Source organism: Mesorhizobium sp. P2_D5 (genome assembly GCF_056404355.1).
The window spans coordinates 761,367-780,787 of sequence record NZ_JBFUEE010000001.1 but is presented as its reverse complement, the minus strand read 5'-3'; the positions used below and the strand labels follow the sequence as shown (position 1 = coordinate 780,787).

Sequence of the window (19,421 nt, the reverse complement as noted above, 5' to 3'; positions counted from 1 at the left end):
ACTATAGTCTAACAGGCTGTTTCGTGGCCCATGCGACACGTGAAACTTGTCATGGAAAAATGGCGGCGGATCGCCTATTTTGGAGGCAGGACATCCTTTGCAGATGGAAAACAGAGCCAAAATGCATCAGCCGCTCGTCGCCATATCGACCGACGTACGTCAGTTCGACAACTACACCTGGCATGCCGCCCCGCAGCAATATCTGGAGGCGGCGATTGCCGGTGCCGGCGTGTTTCCGGTGCTGGTGCCATCGTTCGGCGACAGGCTCGACTTCGACGAACTTCTCTCGTCGGTCGACGGGGTCATGGTCACCGGGTCGAAATCCAATGTGCACCCCTCGCTCTATGGCGGCGACGCTAGCGAGGCCAATGGCCCCTACGACCCGGCGCGCGACGCCACCACGCTCCCGCTGATTCGCAGGGCGATAGAGCGCGGCGTACCGCTGCTCGCCATCTGCCGCGGTATCCAGGAAATGAACGTGGCGCTCGGTGGCACGCTGGGCACCGAGATCCAGGAGCGCGAGGGTTCGTTCGACCACCGCGCGCCGGTGAGCGACAATCAGGATGAGCGCTTCGCCATCCACCAGACCATTTCGATCAAGCCGGGCAGCTGCCTGGCCGGCGTGTTCGGCGCCGGAGACATCAAGGTCAATTCGTTGCACCGCCAGGCGATCGACCGGCTGGGCTCGAAACTGCAGATCGAGGCGGTCGCCGGCGACGGCACGGTCGAGGCGGTTTCGGTGCGCGACTCCCGCGCCTTCGCCGTCGGCGTGCAATGGCATCCGGAATATTGGGTCAACTCGGACAGCAACTCGGTCAAGATTTTCCGTGCCTTCGGCGATGCCGTGCGGCTGCACGCCGTGGCGAAAGCCGGTGCGCGCGCCGCAGCGGAATAATCAGTCCCTAAAATCACCTGTCGCCGCCAGCGACAGCAATGGTGCGGCCGGCGCATAGGATTCGTAGCCGTCACCGTCAGCAACCGCGAAGGTGACGATCGGATCGACGCCATTGGCGCTGAAGGCGACCGTGCCGTCCTGTTCCTGGCGCCAGAACTTTGCCCGCTCGATGCCGGGCAAGAGCCGGCGGCAGTTCGGCCCCATCGTCAACAGCGACAGGTCATCCGAAACCGACGCACCGCGCGTGACCGCGCAGTTGCCTTGGTCGCCATTGGCCACCAGCCTGTAGCTGTTGGATGGTGCGACCGCATCGGCGGCACTTTCACCGCCGCCGTCGTGAAGCAGATGAAAGCTCCCAAACAGCGCGGCGGCAGCTGTCACGAGGGAAAGCGTTTTTATCATTCTTCATCCTCGAACACGGACAGGATAAAGAATGATTTCAGATGGTTAAGCGGACGTTAATAAGTGTGGCAACCTGCCGCCTGTCCGGACGGAAAGGCGCTTCACGCTTTTCCTGGAATAGCTTTGGCCTTCACATTCACAGTCTCCGGCACCGGCGTCAGCGGCCGCCGTTCGGTGAACCAGGAGACCAGATTGTCGACGCACAGATCCGCCATTGCGCGCCGTGTATGGTCCGAGGCCGAGCCGACATGCGGCAACAGCGAGGTGTTCGGTGCGTGGAGCAGCGCCTTGGGCACGTTCGGCTCGTCGGCAAAGACATCGAGCCCTGCGGCGGCGATGGTGCCATTGGCGAGCGCTGCCGCCAGCGCTGTCTCGTCGACCGTGCTGCCGCGGCCGATGTTGACGAAGACGCCGTTGGCGCCGAGCGCCGACAGGATTTCGGCATTGACCGCCTTCTCCGTCGAGGCGCCGCCGGGCGCCACCGAAATCAGCGTGTCGACCGCTTCGGCGAGGCCCTTCAATGTCGGGTGGTACTGGTAGCTCAAGCCTTCGACCCGGCGCCGATTGTGATAGGCGACCGACAGGCCAAAAGCTTCCAGCCGCCGGGCAACCGCTTGGCCGATTCGGCCCATGCCGAAAATACCGACCTTGCGGCCACGCAAGGTCAGCCGGCTCAGCGGATAGTTGCCCTTGCGCAGCCAGCTGCCGTCACGCAGCCAGGTCTCGGCGCGCGGCAGGTCGCGGATGGTGTTGATCAGCAGCCCGATGGTGGTGTCGGCAACCTCTTCGGTCAACACGTCGGGCGTGTTGGTGACCATGATGTTTTTGGCGGCCGCATGGCCGACATCAACCGAATCATAGCCGACGCCGAAGGAGGCGATGAGTTCGAGATTGGGCAATGCATCCATCATCGCCGCATTGATGCCGGCGAACGAGGCAATGCCACGCACGTTGCTGCGCATCTCGTCGGTGACCAGCGCCGGATCGGCTCGTTCGATCTTGACTCGCTTGAAGGTGCTGTCGATGCGCTTGATGGCATGATCGTTGAAATCGCCCGGCACCAGAATGGCGACGGTCTGCAATTGCTCGGCCTTGGTCATGCACGCTCCACCGGCTTGCCGGTCGACTGGCGCACATGCAGTTCCGGCTTGATCAGTTCCTGCGACGGCCGCACCGTCTGCCCGTTCAACTTGTCCAGCAGCGCACTGGCGGCGCGGCGTCCAACCTCGCGCTGGCCGTTCCAGACGGTGGTCAGCGCAGGCGTCGCAATTGCCGCCTCTTCGAGATCGTCATAGCCGGTGACCGAGATGTCGACGCCCGGCACCAGGCCGGCACGCGCGATGCCGTTCATCAGGCCGATGGCGACAAGGTCGTTCCAGCAGCAGGCGGCCGTCGGCTTGTCCTTCAGCGCTAGGAACTGCCCGGCGGCCTCGAAGCCGGCTTGCTTGGTGCGTGGGCCGGCGATGCGCCAGGACGGCCTGACCTCAAGCCCGGCCGCCTCCATGGCGTTGACATAGCCCTGGTAGCGATCGCGGCCGGTCGAGGTCTGGTCGGTGCCGCCGATCATGGCGATGCGCTTGTGGCCGAGCGAGATCAGATGGTTGGTGGCGAGCCCGGTGCCATAGGCATCGTCGCCGCGAAAGACCGGCACATCGGCACCCTCGACCGTGCGTGCGATCAGCACCGCCGGCAGGCCGTTCTCCTCGGCCATCAGGATGTCGGAAGCCGGCGTGCCGATGGCCGGCGACATGATGACGCCGTCGGCGCCCAGCTGCAGCAGCGTATCGATGAAGGTGCGCTGCTTCTCGAGCTGGTCATAATGGTTGGACAGGATGAAGGTCTGGCGGCTGCGGTCGAGTTCGCTTTCGATCGAGCGCAGGATCTCGGCGAAGAACGGATTCATGATGTCGTGGACGACGACCCCGACAATGCCCGAACGCGAGGTGCGCAGGCTGGCGGCGCGCCGGTTATAGATATAGCCGATGGCGCGGGCATGTTCCTTGATGCGGTCGCGGGTGGTGCCGGCGACCAGTGGACTGTCGCGCAGCGCCAGTGACACCGTGGCCGTGGAGACGCCGAGCGCATCCGCGATCGTCGAAAGCTTGATTTTCTGTGCCAGCGACCTGTGCTCCCCGACCGGCTTCAGTCCCTATGCATGTCGTTGTCCCGAAACCGGTTCCCACATGCATTAAACAGTTTAAAGGCGGCGTTATGCCATCGATCGGCAGTAAATCAAAGTTTTTTTGCCAACGCCTCCGCTTCGACATCGGAGGCCGCTCGGCTCTGCAGCCGAAGCCGATGCTCGCGATGAACGATGTAGAGGCCGCTGGCGACGATGATCGCGGCGCCGACCAATGTCCAACGGTCAGGGAACTGCTTGAAGACGATCCAGCCGGAAATGATCATCCACACCATCTGCGAATAGGGATAGGGCGCCAATGCGGTGGTCGTCGCAAGCCGGTAGGCCTGGACCAGCAGCCAGTGGCCGACGCCGCCGAACACGCCAAGCATGAGCAGGACGAACCAGTGCCAGCCATCATGCGGCAGGGAAAACGAAAACGGCAGCAGGGGCAAAAGTAGCACCGCCGGCGCCAGTGCCGAAAACAGGATCAGGCTTTCCGACGTCTCCCTCGCCGACATGCGGCGCGTCATGATGACGTAAAAGCAGTTCGACAGCATCGAGCCGAGCGCGAAGAGATGTCCGATGCCGAAAACGCCGACGCCTGGCCGGGTGATGATCAGAACCCCGGCGAAAGCGGTCAGGATCGCCAGCCAGCGCCGCCAGCCGGCCCATTCGCCAAGCAGCGGGCCGGCAAGTGCGGTGATCACCATCGGCCCGAAGAAATAGATCGAGGTGGTTTCGGCCAGTTGCAGGGAGCGTAGCGCCAGGATGTTGAACATGGTCGAGCCGAACAGGAACAGACCGCGCAGGACATGGGCCGGCAGGTTGACCGGGCGAAACCGTACCGGTTGGCGCCAGCCGCGCAAAAGCGTGCCGACCAGCACCACATGCACGGCAAATCGCACCCAGGCGACGATCAGTACGGATACGCCGGCCAGGACGAGATATTTGCTGCTGGTGTCGAGGAAGGTGAAGAAGATGTAGGTGGAAAGCATGCAGAGGATCGCCACCGGGGGCGTTGCGCTTTCTGGATGTCTTTGGGGAGCACTCACTTGCAGGCCGGATGGGAAGCTGGGCTGGAGCCCACCTTTGCGGGAAATGCCGCTTGCCGGCAAGCCAATTGTCGGCTGCCACCACGCCAAAGCCGGCTGGCACAACATCAGCGCCCGGCAGGCTTAGTCTTTTGGAGCGAAGGTGCGTCGAAACCCCCGATCAGGCCGGCATATTCAGCGCACCCTAGTCGTGCATCCGGGCGCCCTTGGTGATCTTGTCGACCACCTTCTTCTCGGCGCGAAGCGCGATACCGACCACCTTTGCGTCTTCAGGTGCGAATTCGGCAAAGACTGCACGGTTGGCCGCGTCGTGGCCGGTCGCGAACATCTCCTCGACATAGAGCGAGGTTGTCACGCCACGCTCCAGCGTGCGCCGGTTGATTGCGGCCAGCGTTGCCTGGTCGGCGGACAGCACGATGACCGGCTGGATCGACAGCGGATTGTAGAGATTGCCGGCGCGGTCGCGGTAGGGTTCGCCGATGATGTCCGGGAATTGGGCGACGATGCCGCTGGTCAGGAAGGCGGTGACGTTGAGTTTCTGCCAGACCGGCAGATCCTGCCGGAGCACGATTGCAAATTTCGTATCGAACATGAGACATTGACCATTCGAGCTGTGCCCCGATACGAGGCTGAAGGAGAAGATGTCGCACGATCTAAACAGCCAGGCCTTCGAGGGTCTTGGACGTTTGTGCGTTGACGCGGCGGAGAACCGCATCATCTCCGCCTCCGACCCTGCCGGCATGGAGCGGATCGAGGCGCGGTTCCATGGCAGCGCCTTCGACCTGCATCGCCACGACACCTATGCGATCGGGGTGACGCTGCACGGCGTACAGCGGTTTCGCTACCTCGGCGCGACGCGCCACAGCCTGCCTGGCCAGATCATCGTGCTGCATCCCGACGAATTGCATGACGGTGGTGCCGGCACCGAGGACGGATTGCGCTACAGGATGCTCTACCTGGAACCGTCGTTGATGCTCGACTGCCTTGGCGGCGCGTCTTTGCCCTTTGTCAGGGACGGCGTGCTGACGGACGATAGCTTCTGCACGACGCTGCTTTCGGCGCTGGGGCCGCTGGAGGAGGAACTCGACGAGCTGTTCGTTGCCGACTTCCTCACCCAGTTGATGCAAAGCCTGACCCGGCATGCCGGCCAGCCGGCGAAGCCGATTGCCAGGACGGCGTGGCGGGCGGCTGCGCTGGCCCGCGACTATCTCACGGAGAATTTCGGCCGCCCCGTCTGCTCGGGCGAACTGGAGGCGATCACTGGGCTCGACCGCTATGCCTTGTCACGGCATTTCCGGGCCGCCTTCTGCACCAGCCCGCATCGCTTCCTGGTGATGCGCCGGCTTCAGAGCGCGCGGCGGATGATTGCCGCCGGCGAGCCCTTGGCGCAGATCGCCATCGAGGCCGGCTTTAGCGACCAAAGCCATTTCATCAGGCAATTCAAGAAGGCGTATGGCATGACGCCGGGACGCTGGTCGTCGCTGATCCAAGGCACTGCAACGGAGGCGGCTTGATTGTTGCGCCGGGACCAGGCGATCAGTCGTCCGTCTCGGCGTCGTCGTCGATCAACACCAATTCCTCATTCGAGAGGTTGGCCTCGATACGGGCAAGCAGCTTGAACAGTGCCTTCTGGTCCTTCTTGTCGAGGCCCTTCAGCGCCTGCTTTTCGGTCTTCTTCACCGATTTCTCGATAGCGTGGATGATGTCGCGGCCCGTGTCGGTGAGGAAAATATGGGCCTGGCGAGCATCGGCCGAGGAGGCGCGCTTTTCCAGAAAGCCCTGCGCCTGCAGGCGGTTGATGGTTTTGGTGATGGTTGGCGGGCGCACGCCGAGGCGTCCGGCGAGATTACCCGGCGTCTGGCCGTCTTCACGGTCGAGCGCCAGCATGATCTGGTCCTGGCCGGCATAGAAGCCGTGTGCCAGAAGCCGCGCCGCAAGCGCGGTTCTTGCCAGCCTTGCTGCCGAATGCAGCCGGCTCATTGTTGCAGTCTTGTCCGCCTTGGCCATGGTCATCCCTCTTCGGCCGTACCGGTGCGGTCAGCATAGACTCAGCCGGCCGGTTGGCAATCGACTATCAAAAAGATTCCGGCGCTCCAAACAGCTTTGCCGGCAAGCATTGCGGTGTCCGCCGTGGCTAATGCCAGATGTTTATTTCAGTTAGATGACAAACGACTTTTCGCGAGCGGAGTTTTCGCCGCGGACCAGATGCGTGAGGGAATGTCGCTCAGCCGGGCTTCACTGCCACGATCATCAGTGCTTGATAGGCATCCTCCACCTCGTGCAGTGCGGCCCGCGACAGCGGTCCGGCCTGCCTGGCGATGCCGTCGCCGGCGTTCGAGGTGTCACGCTTGCCGGGCCTGTCGTTGTATGGCGCGACAGTGGTGAAGATCTGGTCGCTGACGCTGTCGGGGAAGAACAACTGCCCGGTCATCACCGAATTCTCATCAGGGAAGACCTTGAAATGGATATGGGTGGTGCGGCCGTGATACCAGCCGGGATAGATGGTGGCGAAGGAAACGATGCCGCTTGCATCGGTCTTCTGCCAGCCACGCAGGAACGTCTGGCCCGACGTGTCGACATCACGGCCGTCACCTTGTCCCGGGTAGCCCGAATAGGCACCTTGCGCATCGCAATGCCAGATGTCGACGCGGGCGCCGGCAAGCGGGCGGCAGGTCGCGTCGACAACCTGCAGCCTTACAGTGAGGGCAACGCCCTTTTTGCCTTCAGTGACATCGGCACGTTCGAGTTTCGGGTCGAAATAGAACGGCCCTTCGGTCACCTCGGGCGTGATGGCACAAACGCCGGCGCCGGATTGGAACAGGGTCAGCCCGGCATAGGACGAAGACTGGGCGGCGATTGCCGCGGCCGGCAGGAAGGCACCACCTCCGGCAGTCACCGCGATCAAGCCGAGCGCCTTGCGCCGGCTCAATGAGATGGAGAATGGCTTTCCGGACATATCGTGCCTCTCGAATTGGCCCCCGTCTCCTGATCTAGGCTGTGACGGCGGCTCCCGCCAATGAAAATTCGGCAATGCCGGCAAGCCGGTTTGGCCCATCGGTTTGCCTCGTGCAAAAGCCCGGCACACGTCCTATATGGAGCCGACAATCCCTTTTCGAGGCCTTTCAAGGCCCAGATTTTTCGAGGCAAGTCATGAGCGACGCACAGACGCAGATCCCCGTAACCGTTCTCACCGGCTATCTCGGCGCCGGCAAGACGACGCTGCTCAACCGCATCCTGTCGGAAAACCACGGCAAGCGCTACGCCGTCATCGTCAACGAGTTCGGCGAAATCGGCATCGACAACGAACTGATCGTCGAATCCGACGAGGAAATCTACGAGATGAACAATGGCTGCGTCTGCTGCACGGTGCGCGGCGACCTGATCCGCGTCGTCGAAGGCCTGATGCGCCGGCCCGGCCGTTTCGACGCCATCGTGGTCGAGACCACCGGCCTCGCCGATCCGGTGCCGGTGGCGCAGACCTTCTTCATGGACGACGATGTGCGCTCCAAGACCAGGCTCGACGCGGTGGTGGCGCTGGTCGATGCCAAGCATCTGCCGCTGCGGCTCAAGGATTCCAGGGAAGCCGAGGACCAGATCGCCTTCGCCGACGTCGTCGTGCTCAACAAGACCGACCTCGTCACCCCCGAAGAACTCGCCAAGGTCGAAGCGACGATCCGTGCCATCAATCCGGCGGCGAAGATCCATCGCACGACGCGCGCCGGCGTCGCCTTGACGGAAGTGCTTGACCGCGGCGCCTTCGACCTTTCAAGGGCGCTGGAAAACGATCCGCATTTCCTCGAGGCGCATGACGATCACGACCACGACCACGACCACGACCACGACCATCATGATCATGACCATAATGGGCATGACCACCACCATCACGCGCATCCTTCCGACATCCATGACGTGACGGTGCAGTCGGTGTCGCTGCGCGGCGGCGAGATGGACCCGAAAAAGTTCTTCCCGTGGATCGAGAAGATCACCCAGATGGAAGGCCCCAACATCCTGCGCCTGAAGGGCATCATCGCGCTCAAGGGCGATGACGAGCGCTATGTCATCCAGGGCGTGCACATGATCATCGAGGGTGACCACCAGCGCGCCTGGAAAGACGGCGAGAAGCATGAGAGCCGGCTGGTGTTCATCGGCCGCGAACTCGATGCCGAGCGGCTGAAGAAGAGCTTTGACGCCTGCCAGGCTGCCTGATTTCCTAATCAGTTTCTGGCGCTAGCGCTGGCCTTCCTTCTCCCCTTGTGGGAGAAGGAAGCCGGGCGAAGCTCGGTCGGATGAGGGGTGTTCCAGCTTGGCAAACCGCAATCCGTCCAGCACCCCTCAACCGTCTTGGCGCTGCGCGCCAATCCACCTTCTCCCACAGGGGGAGAAGGAAACGAGCGCGGTCGCCCGTGATTGAGACGGAAGAGGCCCAAACAGAAATCTCGAATGGAATAGTTGTAGATGCCCACCGTCGCCCCGCTTGATCTCGAAGGCCATTGCGTCGCCGCCGTCTTCCTCGGCGACGTGCCGCATTTCGCGCTGGCCGATGGTGCCGTCCATCGGCTCGACCATGGTCACAAGACCATTGAGGCCAATGACGGGCTGCTCGCCGCCTTCCACGATGCGGCCAATGACCGGCTGATCACAGGCGGCGAGGATGGCAAGATTTCCTCTGTCACCGCGGGCGGCGACGTCCAGGAACTGGCCAGCGCCGGGAAAAAATGGATCACCAGCGTCGCAGCCGGACCGCAGGGCGCGGTTGCCTATGCGACGGGCAAGACCGCCTTCGTGCGCTTCGCCGACGGCAAGACCAGGGAATTTGCCCATCCGCGTTCGGTCGAGGGGTTGGCGTTCTCGCCCAAGGGCATGCGCTTCGGTGTTGCCCGCTACAATGGCGCGACGCTGCATTTCCCGGCCACCGAAGGTAAGCCGGCGGAGCTCGAATGGGCCGGCGCCCATACCGGCATCACCTTCTCGCCCGACGGTGCGTTCCTAGTCACCACGATGCAGGAGAACGCCCTGCACGGCTGGAAGCTTGCCGACGGCAAACACATGCGTATGAGCGGCTATCCCGGCAAGGTCAAAAGCCTGTCATGGAGCGCGAAAGGCAAGTGGCTGGCGAGTTCCGGTGCACCGGCGGCGATCGTCTGGCCGTTTTCAGGCAAGGACGGCCCGATGGGCAAGGCGCCCCTGGAACTCGGCACGCGCGGCAACGCCATGGTGACGGCAGTCGCCTGCCACCCGAGCCAGGATGTCGTCGCCGTCGGCTATGATGACGGCATGGTGATGGCGGTACGCTTTTCCGATGCCAAGGAAGTGCTGTTGCGGCGACAGGGCAAGGGCGCCATCACCTCGATGATGTGGGACAAGGAAGAGCGCCGCGTCGCCTTCGGCAGTGCGGCCGGCGATTGCGGCGTCATCGACATCACGGCGTAAGGTGTGCTGAAATTCAGGTGAGGCCGGCCTGCAAACGACAGCTCTCTGCGCTTCCGGTGCTCACGGACCCGAACGTCCGCTCCGCTCCGGTTCTCGAAAGCCATCATTTTCGGCTCGGCCTGACCTGAATCTCAACACACCCTGGTCTGGGATCACTCGGCGCCGCAGGATACCTTGCCGGTCAGATCGGTGGTCTTGCCATCGCCGTCCTTGTCGGCGGTGCTGTCATAGACGGCAAGCGTGTACTGCCCGTCATAGACACCTTCATCGCTGGCCTTGGTCAGGATCGTCAGTTCGACGGAGCTGAAGGTCTGGGCCACCTCGTGCTCATGATAGATGTTCAGCCGCAGATCCTTGTCGTCGAGCCAGTATTGGGTGAGGTTGGCATCCTCGAACACGGTCTTGCGCAGATGGTCGTCAGCGGGCCTTGCCTTGATTTCGAGGTCGCCGCGAAAGTTGAAAGTCGGGCCGCCCATGCCTCTGGTGACACCGGCGCCGACCTCGAATGCCACCGCCGCATCGTCGACATTGCACCAGATGCCACCGGAGGCGCGGGCCATATTGGCCGACAGGAACAGCGCTGCCGCGCAGATGATCGTTCGCATTTTTCCCCCCGCGTAGGCCCAATGCCGTCCACATTGGCGCTGACTTCCGGATCAGCGTCAAGCGTTGCCACCAGCGGCTGAGCCAATGCAGGACAGACGCGCGGCCGATTGCGGTCGCGGACATGGATTGGCTAAGAGGGACGACCAGGGGGGTTTTCATGCATAGCGGCAGTTCAAGGACGTCCATCGGCGGCATCGATCGTGATCGCATTGCCGACCTGCGCGAGACCGAGGCGGCAGCCTTCCGCAAGGCGCGGCCGAAATCACAGGCGAAGGTCGGCAATGGCCTGCCTGGCTTCTTCGGCGGCGTGCCGATGCACTGGATGAACGACTGGCCGACGCCGTTTCCGATCCTGGTCGACAGAGCCAGGGGCGCCACCATCACCGATATCGACGGTATCAGGCTCGACGATTTCTGCCTTGGCGACACAGGCTCGATGTTCGGTCATTCGCCGCCGCCGGTGGCGCGCGCCATCCGCCGCCAGGCCGGACGTGGCCTGACCTATATGCTGCCCTCCGAAGACGCACTCGCCATCGGCCCGCTGCTGCAGCAGCATTTCGGCCTGCCGTTCTGGCAGATCGCGACGACGGCGACCGATGCCAACCGCTTTGCGCTACGGGTCGCCCGCGCCGTCACCGGACGCGAAAAGATCCTGGTCTTCAACGGCTGCTATCACGGCTCGGTCGATGAGACGATGGTGCGGCTGGTGGATGGTGTTCCGGTCAACCGGCCGGGACTGGCGGGCGAATTCCGCGACCTGACCCGCACGGCGAAGGTGATCGAATTCAACGATGTCGCCGCACTGGGGGCCGCGCTTGGGGACAAGGATGTCGCCTGCGTCATTGCCGAGCCGGTGCTGACCAACTCCTGCATGGTGCTGGCCGATCCGGGCTTCCATGACGCGTTGCGCAGGCTGACGCGTGAAGCCGGTACGCTGCTGCTGATCGACGAGACGCACACCATCTCGACAGGCCTGGGCGGTTACACCAGGAAATACGGGCTGGACCCGGACTTCTTCGTGCTGGGCAAGCCGATCGCCGGCGGTGTGCCCGCCAGTGTGTGGGGCATGAGCGACGGTGTCGCCTCGCGCTATGCGGCCTACAACAGGGAAAAGGAGCCGGGCTATTCCGGCATGGGCACGACGCTCTCGGCCAATCCGCTGCAGTTTGCGGCGATGCGCGCCACGCTCGAAGAGGTGATGACCGAAGACAATTATGCCCGCATGGACCATCTGGCGCGGCGGCTCGACGCCGGGCTGACCGGCGTCATCGACCGTTATCGCTTGCCCTGGCATGTTGCCCGCGTCGGCGCCCGCGTCGAGTTCATCTGCGCGCCCGGCCCGCTGCGGAATGGCGGCGAGGCCGAGACGGCGCATGCGCCGGAACTGGAAGCCGCCATCCATGTCGCGCTGGTCAATCGCGGCGTGCTGATTGCGCCCTTCCACAACATGATGCTGATCTCGCCGGCGACCACCGGCGCCCAGGTCAACCGGCTGATCTCCGCCTTCGGCGCGGTTGCGGCGAAGCTTGCGGCATGAGACAAGCGGCTAACACATGGGCGCGCCAAGCAAAGCCGGACAGATCATGACCTCACCTTCGGGCTCGACGCCCACCGAGGCGCAAGCCTTCCTCGAGGCCCATCCCGAGATCGAGGCCTTCGATATCGTGCTGACCGACGCCAATGGCGTCGGCCGCGGCAAGATCGTGCGCCGGCATGAGCTGAAAAGCATCTTCGAGGGCGGCCGGCACATGCCGATCTCGATCCTCGGCCTCGATATCACCGGCGAGGATGTGCACGAAACCGGGCTGATCTGGACAACCGGTGACGGCGACCTCAGGGCCTGGCCTATCCCCGGCACGCTGGTGCCGCTCTACGGCACGAACCCGCCACGCGGCCAGTTGCTGATGGAGATGTATCACCTCGACGGCCAGCCGATGTCGTCGGATCCGCGCCTGGCGCTGGCACGGCAAGTGGCGATCCTGGCCGCCAAGGGTCTTCATCCCGCCGGCGCCTTCGAGCTGGAATTTTTTCTCCTGGCCAACGAGCGCGATGCCGACGGCAAGGTGCAGCCGGCGCGCGCCGTGCTCGACGGCCGCGTCTCGGGCAAGACAGAAGTCTATTCCGTCGATCACCTGCACGGCATGGAGCCGCTGTTCTCCGACATCTATGCGGCTGCCAAGGCACAAGGCATTCCGGCCGAGACGGTGATTTCCGAATATGCGCCTGGCCAGTACGAATTGACGCTGAATTACCGCAAGGACGTGATGCGGGCGGCAGACGACTTGGTCATGCTGAAGCGGCTGGTGCGGGCACAGGCGCGCCGACACGGCGTCACCGCCTGTTTCATGGCCAAGCCAATCGAAAAATATGCCGGCTCAGGCATGCATTTCCACGTCTCGCTGCAGGACAGAGCGGGCCGAAACGTCTTTGCCGAAGCCGGCGGCGAGAGCTGGTCGCTGCCGCTGCTGCGCGGCCTTGGCGGCCTGATCCAGACGATGGCCGAATCGATGCTGGTGTTTGCGCCGCATGCCAATTCCTGGCGGCGCTTCGTCTCGCAATCCTATGCGCCGGTGGCGCCGACCTGGGGCGTCAACAACCGCTCGGTGGCGCTGCGCGTGCCGGCCGGCGACGCGAAGAACCGGCGCATCGAGCACCGGCCCTCGGGCGTCGACGCCAACCCCTATCTGATCGCCGCTACAGTGCTCGCCGGCATCATCAAAGGTCTCGACGAAGGTCTCGATCCCGGCCCGGAAACCACCGGCAACGGCTATGAGGCAGCGGTGACGCGCACGACCATGCCGGTCGACTGGCGCGCCGCCATCGAGGCCGCGCGAGCATCCAGCTTCCTGAAGGGCGCGCTCGGCGAAGACCTGCACCGCACCTTCGTGGCGATCAAGCAGTCCGAGTACCTGCGCGTGGCGCGCACGGTGAGCGAACTGGATTATCACCTCTACCTGCACGAGGTCTGAGAGCTTTTTGATCAGGCGGCGATCACTTTTTCGCCGCCTCCATCAAATGAGGTGGCGCGCCCGCCTTCAAGAACATATCATGAACATATGAGCGCACTTACCGTCCGCGAAAAGCTAGCGATCCTGTCCGATGCCGCCAAGTACGACGCCTCCTGCGCCTCATCGGGCGCGGCGAAAAAGGATTCCCTGAAATCCGGCGGGATCGGCTCCACCGAAGGCATGGGCATCTGCCATTCCTATGCGCCGGATGGGCGCTGCATTTCACTGCTGAAAATCCTGCTGACCAATTTCTGCATCTACGATTGCAGCTATTGCATCAACCGCTCGTCGTCGAATGTGCGGCGCACCCGTTTCACCGTTGACGAGGTGGTGAAGCTGACCATGGATTTCTACCGGCGCAACTACATCGAGGGCCTTTTCCTGTCCTCAGGCGTCATCCGCTCGCCCGACGAGACGATGGGCGAGATGGTCGAGGTGGCGCGAAGGCTGCGACTGGAAGAGAAGTTCTCCGGCTATATCCATTTGAAGACCATTCCGGAAAGTTCGGCGGAACTGGTCGAGAAAGCAGGCCTCTACGCCGACCGGCTGTCGATCAATGTCGAACTGCCCACCGATGAGGGCGTCAAAAAACTGGCGCCGGAAAAGAAGCCGGAAACGATCCGGCTTTCGATGGCCAGGCTGCGCGAGAAGATGGAGGAAAAGGCCGAGCCGACGCTGAGGACCAAAAAGCGCGAACGCTTCGCGCCGGGTGGGCAGTCGACGCAGATGATCGTCGGCGCCGACAGCACCACCGATGACGGCATCCTTCATACCAGCGCGCGGCTCTATGGCAGTTACCATCTGCGGCGCGTCTATTATTCCGCGTTCAGCCCGATCCCGGATTCGTCGTCGTCCCTGCCCTTGCAGAAACCGCCGCTGATGCGCGAACACCGGCTCTACCAAGCCGACTGGCTGATGCGGTTTTACGGATTTTCGCAGCCGGAGATCCTGGCCGGCAGCAGCGACGGCATGCTCGACCTCGCCATCGATCCGAAACTGGCGTGGGCGCTGCGCAACCGGGGACGGTTCCCCGTGGATATCAACCGCGCTGATCGAGAGGCATTGTTGCGCGTGCCCGGTCTCGGCACCAAGGTGATCGCCAAAATCCTGGAGACCCGACGTCACCGGCGGCTGCGGCTGGAAGATATCGGCCGTCTCTGCCAGTCGATCGCCAAGCTCAGGCCATTCATCGTCGCCGAAGGCTGGTCGCCGGGCGCGCTCACCGACAAAGCCGGTTTGCGCGGCAAGATCGTGCGTTCCTGCGAACAACTGTCCCTGTTTTGACCATGCGACCGGCACAGCTCGATCTTGCCAGATATACGGTTCGGCTCGACGCGGAGACCGACTTTTCCGGCTGGCGCGACGCGGCACGCCGGCTGGCCCTGAATGAAGTCGGGCCCGATGACATCAGCTGGCATGTCGAGCCGGGCTCCAATCAAACCGATTTGCCCGACCTGCCTGCGGGCGTGCAACTGGTGGTGCCGCGCGACTTCGTCGAGCATGCCGAAATCGCCTTCTGCCATTCAGACCCCGGCCGGTTCGCTTTTCTCTACCGGTTGCTCTGGCGGCTGCGCACAGAGCCGAAGCTGCTGGCAATTGCATCGGATCCAGACATCAGGCGTCTCGAAACCATGGAGAAAGCGGTGCGGCGCGACATCCACAAGATGCGCGCCTTCGTACGCTTCCGGAAGATCGGCGACGGTGACGAGGAGCGCTATGTTGCCTGGTTCGAGCCGGATCATTTCATCGTCGAGCGCAACGCGGCTTTCTTCGTCAGGCGCTTCACCGGCATGCGCTGGACCATTTTGACGCCGCATGCCTCTGCCGACTGGGATGGCGACAGGCTGGCGATCGGGCCTGGCGCCGTCAAGGGCGATGCGCCGGCGCAGGACGATACCGAAGCCCTGTGGCGCACCTATTTCGAGAACATCTTCAACCCGGCGCGGCTGAAGGTGAAAGCCATGCAGAAGGAGATGCCTAAGAAATATTGGCGGAACCTTCCCGAGGCCTCGCTCATTCCAGAACTGATCTCGGGAGCGGACAAGGCCGCTAAGGACATGATTGCCAGAATGCCAACGACACCCGCGCCGCACCACGCCAGGCTGCAGGCAAAGCATTGGCCGAAGAATGAGCCGGCTGAGGCCCTGGAAGATCAGGCCGCCAACACCATTTCCGAATTGCGAGAGGCGGCAAAAGGTTGCCGGCGCTGCCCGCTTTGGCGCGACGCCACGCAGACAGTGTTCGGCGAAGGGCCTGACGGCGCCAAGGTGATCTTCGTCGGCGAACAGCCCGGCGACCAGGAGGATCTGGCCGGCAAACCTTTTGTCGGCCCGGCGGGCAAGGTGTTCGATGCGATCCTCGACGACGCGGGGGTTGACCGCCAGAAGGTCTACGTCACCAATGCAGTCAAGCACTTCAAGTTCGAGCCGCGCGGCAAGCGGCGCATCCATTCCAAACCGAATGCCGGCGAGGTTCAGGCCTGCCGCTGGTGGACAGACAAGGAGTTCGAGCTGATCAAGCCGAATCTGGCCGTGGCACTCGGCGCAACGGCGGCCTTGTCGCTGCTTGGCAAGGCGATCCCGGTGACAAAAATGCGCGGCCAGGTGATCGAACGCGAGGACGGCTTGCGTGTCTTCATCACCATCCACCCCTCCTTTATCCTGCGCATCCAAGAGCCCGCGGACAAGGAAGCTGAACGCCAGCGGTTCCTGCAAGACATGAAGCAGGTGAAGCGGCTGATGGCCGCTTGAGGTTACCGGATCAGAATTGCCCGCAGGTCGTTTACATTCGTGCCAGTCGGGCCGGGTACGAATAGATCGCCTATCGCATTGAAGGCCGTCCAGGCATTGTTGCCCGCAAGCATCGCCTTGGCGTCGACGCCGGCCGCGCGCATGCGCGACACGGTCGAACCGTCGGCGAAGGCCCCGGCATTGTTTTCCGAACCGTCGATGCCGTCTGTGTCGGCGGCGAGCGCGTGAATGCCTTGCGCGCCGTTGATGCCGATGGCGAAGGCGAGCAGGAATTCCGAATTGCGGCCGCCCTTGCCTTTTGCGCGCAAGGTCACTGTCGTCTCGCCACCGGACAGGATCAGCACTGGCTTTGCGAATGGCCGGTTGCGCGTCGCCACTTCGCGCGCGATGGCCGCATGGACGCCGCCGACCTCACGCGCCTCGCCTTCGATGGCATCGGAAAGGATGACGGCTTCGATGCCTTGCCGTTTCGCCTCAGTGGCCGCTGCTTCGAGCGAGACGCCGGCCGAGGCAATCAGATGCACCTCGTTGCGTGAAAAGCAGGGATCATTGAGGTTTGGTGCATCGGCGGCAGGCGTGCTGATATGCGCCATCACCGCAGCCGGCAGTTTCATCCCATAGGCTGCAATCGACGCCATCGCGTCTTGACGGCTGCCGGTATCCGGCACGGTCGGACCGGAGGCAACCAGGGCAGGATTGTCGCCGGGAATGTCGGAAACGACCAGGGACACCACCTTGGCCGGCCAGGCGGCGGCAGCCAACCGTCCACCCTTGATGGTGGAAAGATGTTTGCGGATGGTGTTCATCGCTGCGATCGGCGCACCAGACGCGAGGAGCGCCTCATTGACGGCAATCTCGTCGGCCAGCGTCAGGCTGCCGGCGGGCGATGGCAAAAGCGCCGAACCACCGCCGGAAATCAGCGCCACGACTAGATCATCCGCTGTCAGCCCTTGGACCTTGGCGAGCAGGCGTTGCGAGGCTTCCAGGCCCGCGGCGTCCGGCACCGGATGCGCCGCCTCGATGATCTCGATGCGCTCGCATGTCGCGCCATAACCGTAGCGGGTGACGACCAGCCCCTCGATCGGCCCGTCCCAGACCTTCTCGAAGGCCGCTGCCATCTGCGCGGAGCCTTTTCCCGCGCCAATGACGATGGTGCGGCCCTTGGGCCTCGCCGGCAAATGATCCCGGATGGTTCGCTCCGGATCGGCGGCGGCGACGGCGGCGTTGAAGATGGAGGTGAGGAACGTCTTGGGGTCGCTCATTGTTCTTCCGGGGGCAGTGCCAGACCGCGCTTGTCGATGCCCAAATGATCGCAAAGTGCCTCGACGACGACGCCGTGATCCTGGCGCTCCGGCAGGCCGGAAACGGCGATCACACCGATGACGCCGGCGCCCTTGACCGTGACCGGGAAACCACCTCCGGCCAGCACATAATCAGCAATATCCAGCCCTTCGCCGATCTTGAAGGTGCGATCGGGGCGCTGTTGTTCCAGCACCATGCGGTAGGTGCTTTTCAGGAACCGCTTGACCACATTGATCTTGCGCCGCGCCCAGTCGGGATTGGAGGCGTTCGAACCTGGCATCGCGGCATAGAACAGCGGGCGGTCGAAAGTCCTGATGTCGACGATAACAGGCAGGTTCTCGGCCAAGGCTCGATCACGGATGGCCGAGCCGATCTTGAAGGCCACGGCCTCATCGAAGGCGGGAAAGACAAGAACGTCTTCCTGTCTCGTGATCAGAGCGATGTCTTCGGCAACGGCCATGTCGTTCCCCTGTCAACTTCGCCGCACGCTTTGACCGATGGCTGCCGCCGGGTCAAGCAAGGAAACACATCGGAGGGTGCCTAAATCGCCATGTCGGATTTGGCCGCTCGCCCGGCCACATAGACCTCGCGCACGGCGCGATCGTCGCCCAGCGTCTGCAAGAGAAACAATTCCTGTGCCAGCGTCTCGACCGTTTCCATCCTGAGCCGCATCGCCGATGTAGCCCTGGCATCGAGTACGACGATGTCGGCGTCGCTGCCTTCATCCAGCGAGCCGACCTTTTCCGCCACCGACAGCGCCTCGGCATTGCCGCGCGTCATCTGCCAGAAGGACTGGAAGGGATTGAGCTTCTCGCCATTCAGCGCAATCACCTTGTAGCCTTCGTCCATGGTGCGCAGCATGGAATAGTTGGTGCCGCCGCCGACATCGGTGGCGGCGGCGATCCGGATCGGTTTGTCGCGGCGGCGAAGGCGCTGGTAGCCGAACAGGCCGGAGCCGAGGAACAGGTTCGAGGTCGGACAGAACACCGCCACCGAACCGCTGTCCGACAGCGCATCCGCCTCACGGTCCGACAGATGGATGCAATGGCCGAACAGGCTCTTTGTCCCCAACAGCCCAAAGTGCTCGTAAACGTCGGTGTAGTCGCGCGACCACGGATAGAGTTCCTGGGTGAAGGCGATTTCGGCGTGGTTTTCCGACAGGTGCGTCTGCATGTGCAGGTCGGGGTACTCCCGGCACAGCGCGCCGGCCATCTCCATCTGTTCCGGTGACGAGGTGATGGCGAAGCGCGGTGTGATCGCATAGTGCTGGCGACCCTTGCCGTGCCATTGCGCGATCAGGGCCTTGCTGTCGTCGTAGCCGGATTGCGGCGTGTCGAGCACACCGTCGGGTGCATTGCGGTCCATCATCACCTTGCCGGCAATGTTGAGCATGTTGCGGTCATGCGATTCGGCAAAGAAGGCCTCGGCGGATGCCTTGTGCACCGAGCAGTAGGCGGCCACCGTCGTGGTGCCGTGGCGCACCATCTCGTCGAGGAACAGCCGTGCGACGCGGCGGCCATGCTGCGCATTGGCGAATTTCGTCTCTTCCGGGAAGGTATAGGTGTTCAACCAGTCGAGCAGTTCGGCGCCATAGGAGGCGATGATCTGCATCTGCGGGAAATGCACATGCGCGTCTATGAAGCCCGGCAGCAGCAGATGCGGCCGATGGTCGATCTTTTTCGCTGCGTCGCCTGCCTGTTTCTCGACGTCTGCATAGGCACCGGCGGCGACGATCCGGCCGTCGCGGATCAGCAGGCCACCATCCTCCTCGTAGCGCCAGGCGGAATGGTCATCGATGGTTTGCGGCCAGCGCACGAAGGACAGCGTGCGGCCGCGCAGAAGTGTCGAGGTCAT

General features: G+C 63.2%; 19 protein-coding genes. 8 read left to right on the top strand and 11 right to left on the bottom strand.

What is annotated here, in order from left to right; all coding sequences use genetic code 11:
* Positions 1–121: 121 nt before the first annotated feature.
* Complete coding sequence (locus AC1DYW_RS03790; RefSeq protein WP_095084310.1) at positions 122–895, top strand: gamma-glutamyl-gamma-aminobutyrate hydrolase family protein; 774 nt, start codon at positions 122–124, stop codon at positions 893–895.
* On the opposite strand, the gene AC1DYW_RS03785 is transcribed toward AC1DYW_RS03790, so the two are convergent.
* The 5 genes from AC1DYW_RS03785 to AC1DYW_RS03765 all read right to left on the bottom strand — a co-directional run bounded on the left by AC1DYW_RS03785 (position 896) and on the right by AC1DYW_RS03765 (position 5,063).
* Positions 896–1,297: a hypothetical protein gene (locus tag AC1DYW_RS03785; RefSeq protein WP_477225151.1), complete on the bottom strand. Its 402-nt coding sequence runs from the start codon at positions 1,295–1,297 to the stop codon at positions 896–898.
* Between the two features lie 101 nt (positions 1,298–1,398).
* Positions 1,399–2,397, bottom strand: a complete 999-nt coding sequence (locus AC1DYW_RS03780; protein WP_477225150.1) for a 2-hydroxyacid dehydrogenase — start codon at positions 2,395–2,397, stop codon at positions 1,399–1,401.
* Positions 2,394–3,416: a LacI family DNA-binding transcriptional regulator gene (locus AC1DYW_RS03775; RefSeq protein WP_184873355.1), complete on the bottom strand. Its 1,023-nt coding sequence runs from the start codon at positions 3,414–3,416 to the stop codon at positions 2,394–2,396. The genes AC1DYW_RS03780 and AC1DYW_RS03775 overlap by 4 nt, the downstream gene beginning before the upstream one ends.
* A 113-nt stretch (positions 3,417–3,529) precedes the next feature.
* A complete protein-coding gene (locus tag AC1DYW_RS03770) occupies positions 3,530–4,414 on the bottom strand; it encodes a DMT family transporter (protein ID WP_457150946.1) in 885 nt (294 codons plus the stop codon).
* A 241-nt stretch (positions 4,415–4,655) separates the two neighbouring features.
* A complete protein-coding gene (locus AC1DYW_RS03765; RefSeq protein ID WP_457150945.1) occupies positions 4,656–5,063 on the bottom strand; it encodes a DUF2000 family protein in 408 nt (135 codons plus the stop codon).
* Between the two features lie 49 nt (positions 5,064–5,112).
* Here AC1DYW_RS03765 and AC1DYW_RS03760 point away from each other — a divergent pair, with 49 nt between their 5' ends.
* Positions 5,113–5,985 carry an AraC family transcriptional regulator gene (locus AC1DYW_RS03760; RefSeq protein WP_457150944.1) on the top strand — a complete coding sequence of 291 codons (873 nt, stop codon included), beginning with the start codon at positions 5,113–5,115 and terminating at the stop codon, positions 5,983–5,985.
* 22 nt (positions 5,986–6,007) lie between these two features.
* On the opposite strand, the gene AC1DYW_RS03755 is transcribed toward AC1DYW_RS03760, so the two are convergent.
* Both AC1DYW_RS03755 and AC1DYW_RS03750 read right to left on the bottom strand, forming a co-directional pair.
* Positions 6,008–6,478: a MarR family winged helix-turn-helix transcriptional regulator gene (locus AC1DYW_RS03755; protein ID WP_095084311.1), complete on the bottom strand. Its 471-nt coding sequence runs from the start codon at positions 6,476–6,478 to the stop codon at positions 6,008–6,010.
* Between the two features lie 217 nt (positions 6,479–6,695).
* Positions 6,696–7,427 carry an intradiol ring-cleavage dioxygenase gene (locus tag AC1DYW_RS03750; protein ID WP_457150943.1) on the bottom strand — a complete coding sequence of 244 codons (732 nt, stop codon included), beginning with the start codon at positions 7,425–7,427 and terminating at the stop codon, positions 6,696–6,698.
* A gap of 194 nt (positions 7,428–7,621) precedes the next feature.
* On the opposite strand from AC1DYW_RS03750, the gene AC1DYW_RS03745 reads away from it, so the two are divergent.
* Both AC1DYW_RS03745 and AC1DYW_RS03740 read left to right on the top strand, forming a co-directional pair.
* On the top strand, positions 7,622–8,677 hold the full coding sequence (locus AC1DYW_RS03745; RefSeq protein ID WP_477225149.1) for a CobW family GTP-binding protein: 1,056 nt from the start codon (positions 7,622–7,624) through the stop codon (positions 8,675–8,677).
* A 249-nt stretch (positions 8,678–8,926) separates the two neighbouring features.
* Positions 8,927–9,901, top strand: coding sequence for a WD40 repeat domain-containing protein (locus AC1DYW_RS03740; protein WP_457150429.1), 975 nt, complete (start codon positions 8,927–8,929; stop codon positions 9,899–9,901).
* A gap of 152 nt (positions 9,902–10,053) precedes the next feature.
* On the opposite strand, the gene AC1DYW_RS03735 is transcribed toward AC1DYW_RS03740, so the two are convergent.
* Positions 10,054–10,506 (bottom strand): hypothetical protein, encoded by a 453-nt coding sequence (locus tag AC1DYW_RS03735; RefSeq protein ID WP_457150430.1) that lies wholly within the window; start codon positions 10,504–10,506, stop codon positions 10,054–10,056.
* Positions 10,507–10,664: 158 nt separating this feature from the next.
* On the opposite strand from AC1DYW_RS03735, the gene AC1DYW_RS03730 reads away from it, so the two are divergent.
* The 4 genes from AC1DYW_RS03730 (at position 10,665) to AC1DYW_RS03715 (ending at position 16,265) form a co-directional block, all read left to right on the top strand.
* The gene (locus tag AC1DYW_RS03730) at positions 10,665–12,044 is read left to right on the top strand and encodes an aspartate aminotransferase family protein (protein ID WP_457150431.1); all 1,380 of its coding nucleotides are present in this window, start codon (positions 10,665–10,667) and stop codon (positions 12,042–12,044) included.
* Between the two features lie 46 nt (positions 12,045–12,090).
* Positions 12,091–13,476, top strand: a complete 1,386-nt coding sequence (locus tag AC1DYW_RS03725; protein ID WP_457150432.1) for a glutamine synthetase family protein — start codon at positions 12,091–12,093, stop codon at positions 13,474–13,476.
* Positions 13,477–13,563: 87 nt separating this feature from the next.
* A complete protein-coding gene (locus AC1DYW_RS03720; protein ID WP_457150433.1) occupies positions 13,564–14,799 on the top strand; it encodes a putative DNA modification/repair radical SAM protein in 1,236 nt (411 codons plus the stop codon).
* Between the two features lie 2 nt (positions 14,800–14,801).
* A complete protein-coding gene (locus AC1DYW_RS03715; protein ID WP_477225148.1) occupies positions 14,802–16,265 on the top strand; it encodes a UdgX family uracil-DNA binding protein in 1,464 nt (487 codons plus the stop codon).
* A 2-nt stretch (positions 16,266–16,267) separates the two neighbouring features.
* Here AC1DYW_RS03715 and AC1DYW_RS03710 read toward each other — a convergent pair whose 3' ends face one another.
* The 3 genes from AC1DYW_RS03710 to guaD form a co-directional block, all read right to left on the bottom strand.
* Entirely contained in the window at positions 16,268–17,527 is a 1,260-nt protein-coding gene (locus AC1DYW_RS03710; RefSeq protein ID WP_477225147.1) for a glycerate kinase type-2 family protein, read from the bottom strand.
* Positions 17,524–18,027, bottom strand: coding sequence for a heme-degrading domain-containing protein (locus AC1DYW_RS03705; protein WP_457150436.1), 504 nt, complete (start codon positions 18,025–18,027; stop codon positions 17,524–17,526). The genes AC1DYW_RS03710 and AC1DYW_RS03705 overlap by 4 nt, the downstream gene beginning before the upstream one ends.
* Positions 18,028–18,107: 80 nt before the next feature.
* Positions 18,108–19,421: a guanine deaminase gene (gene guaD, locus AC1DYW_RS03700; protein WP_477225146.1), complete on the bottom strand. Its 1,314-nt coding sequence runs from the start codon at positions 19,419–19,421 to the stop codon at positions 18,108–18,110.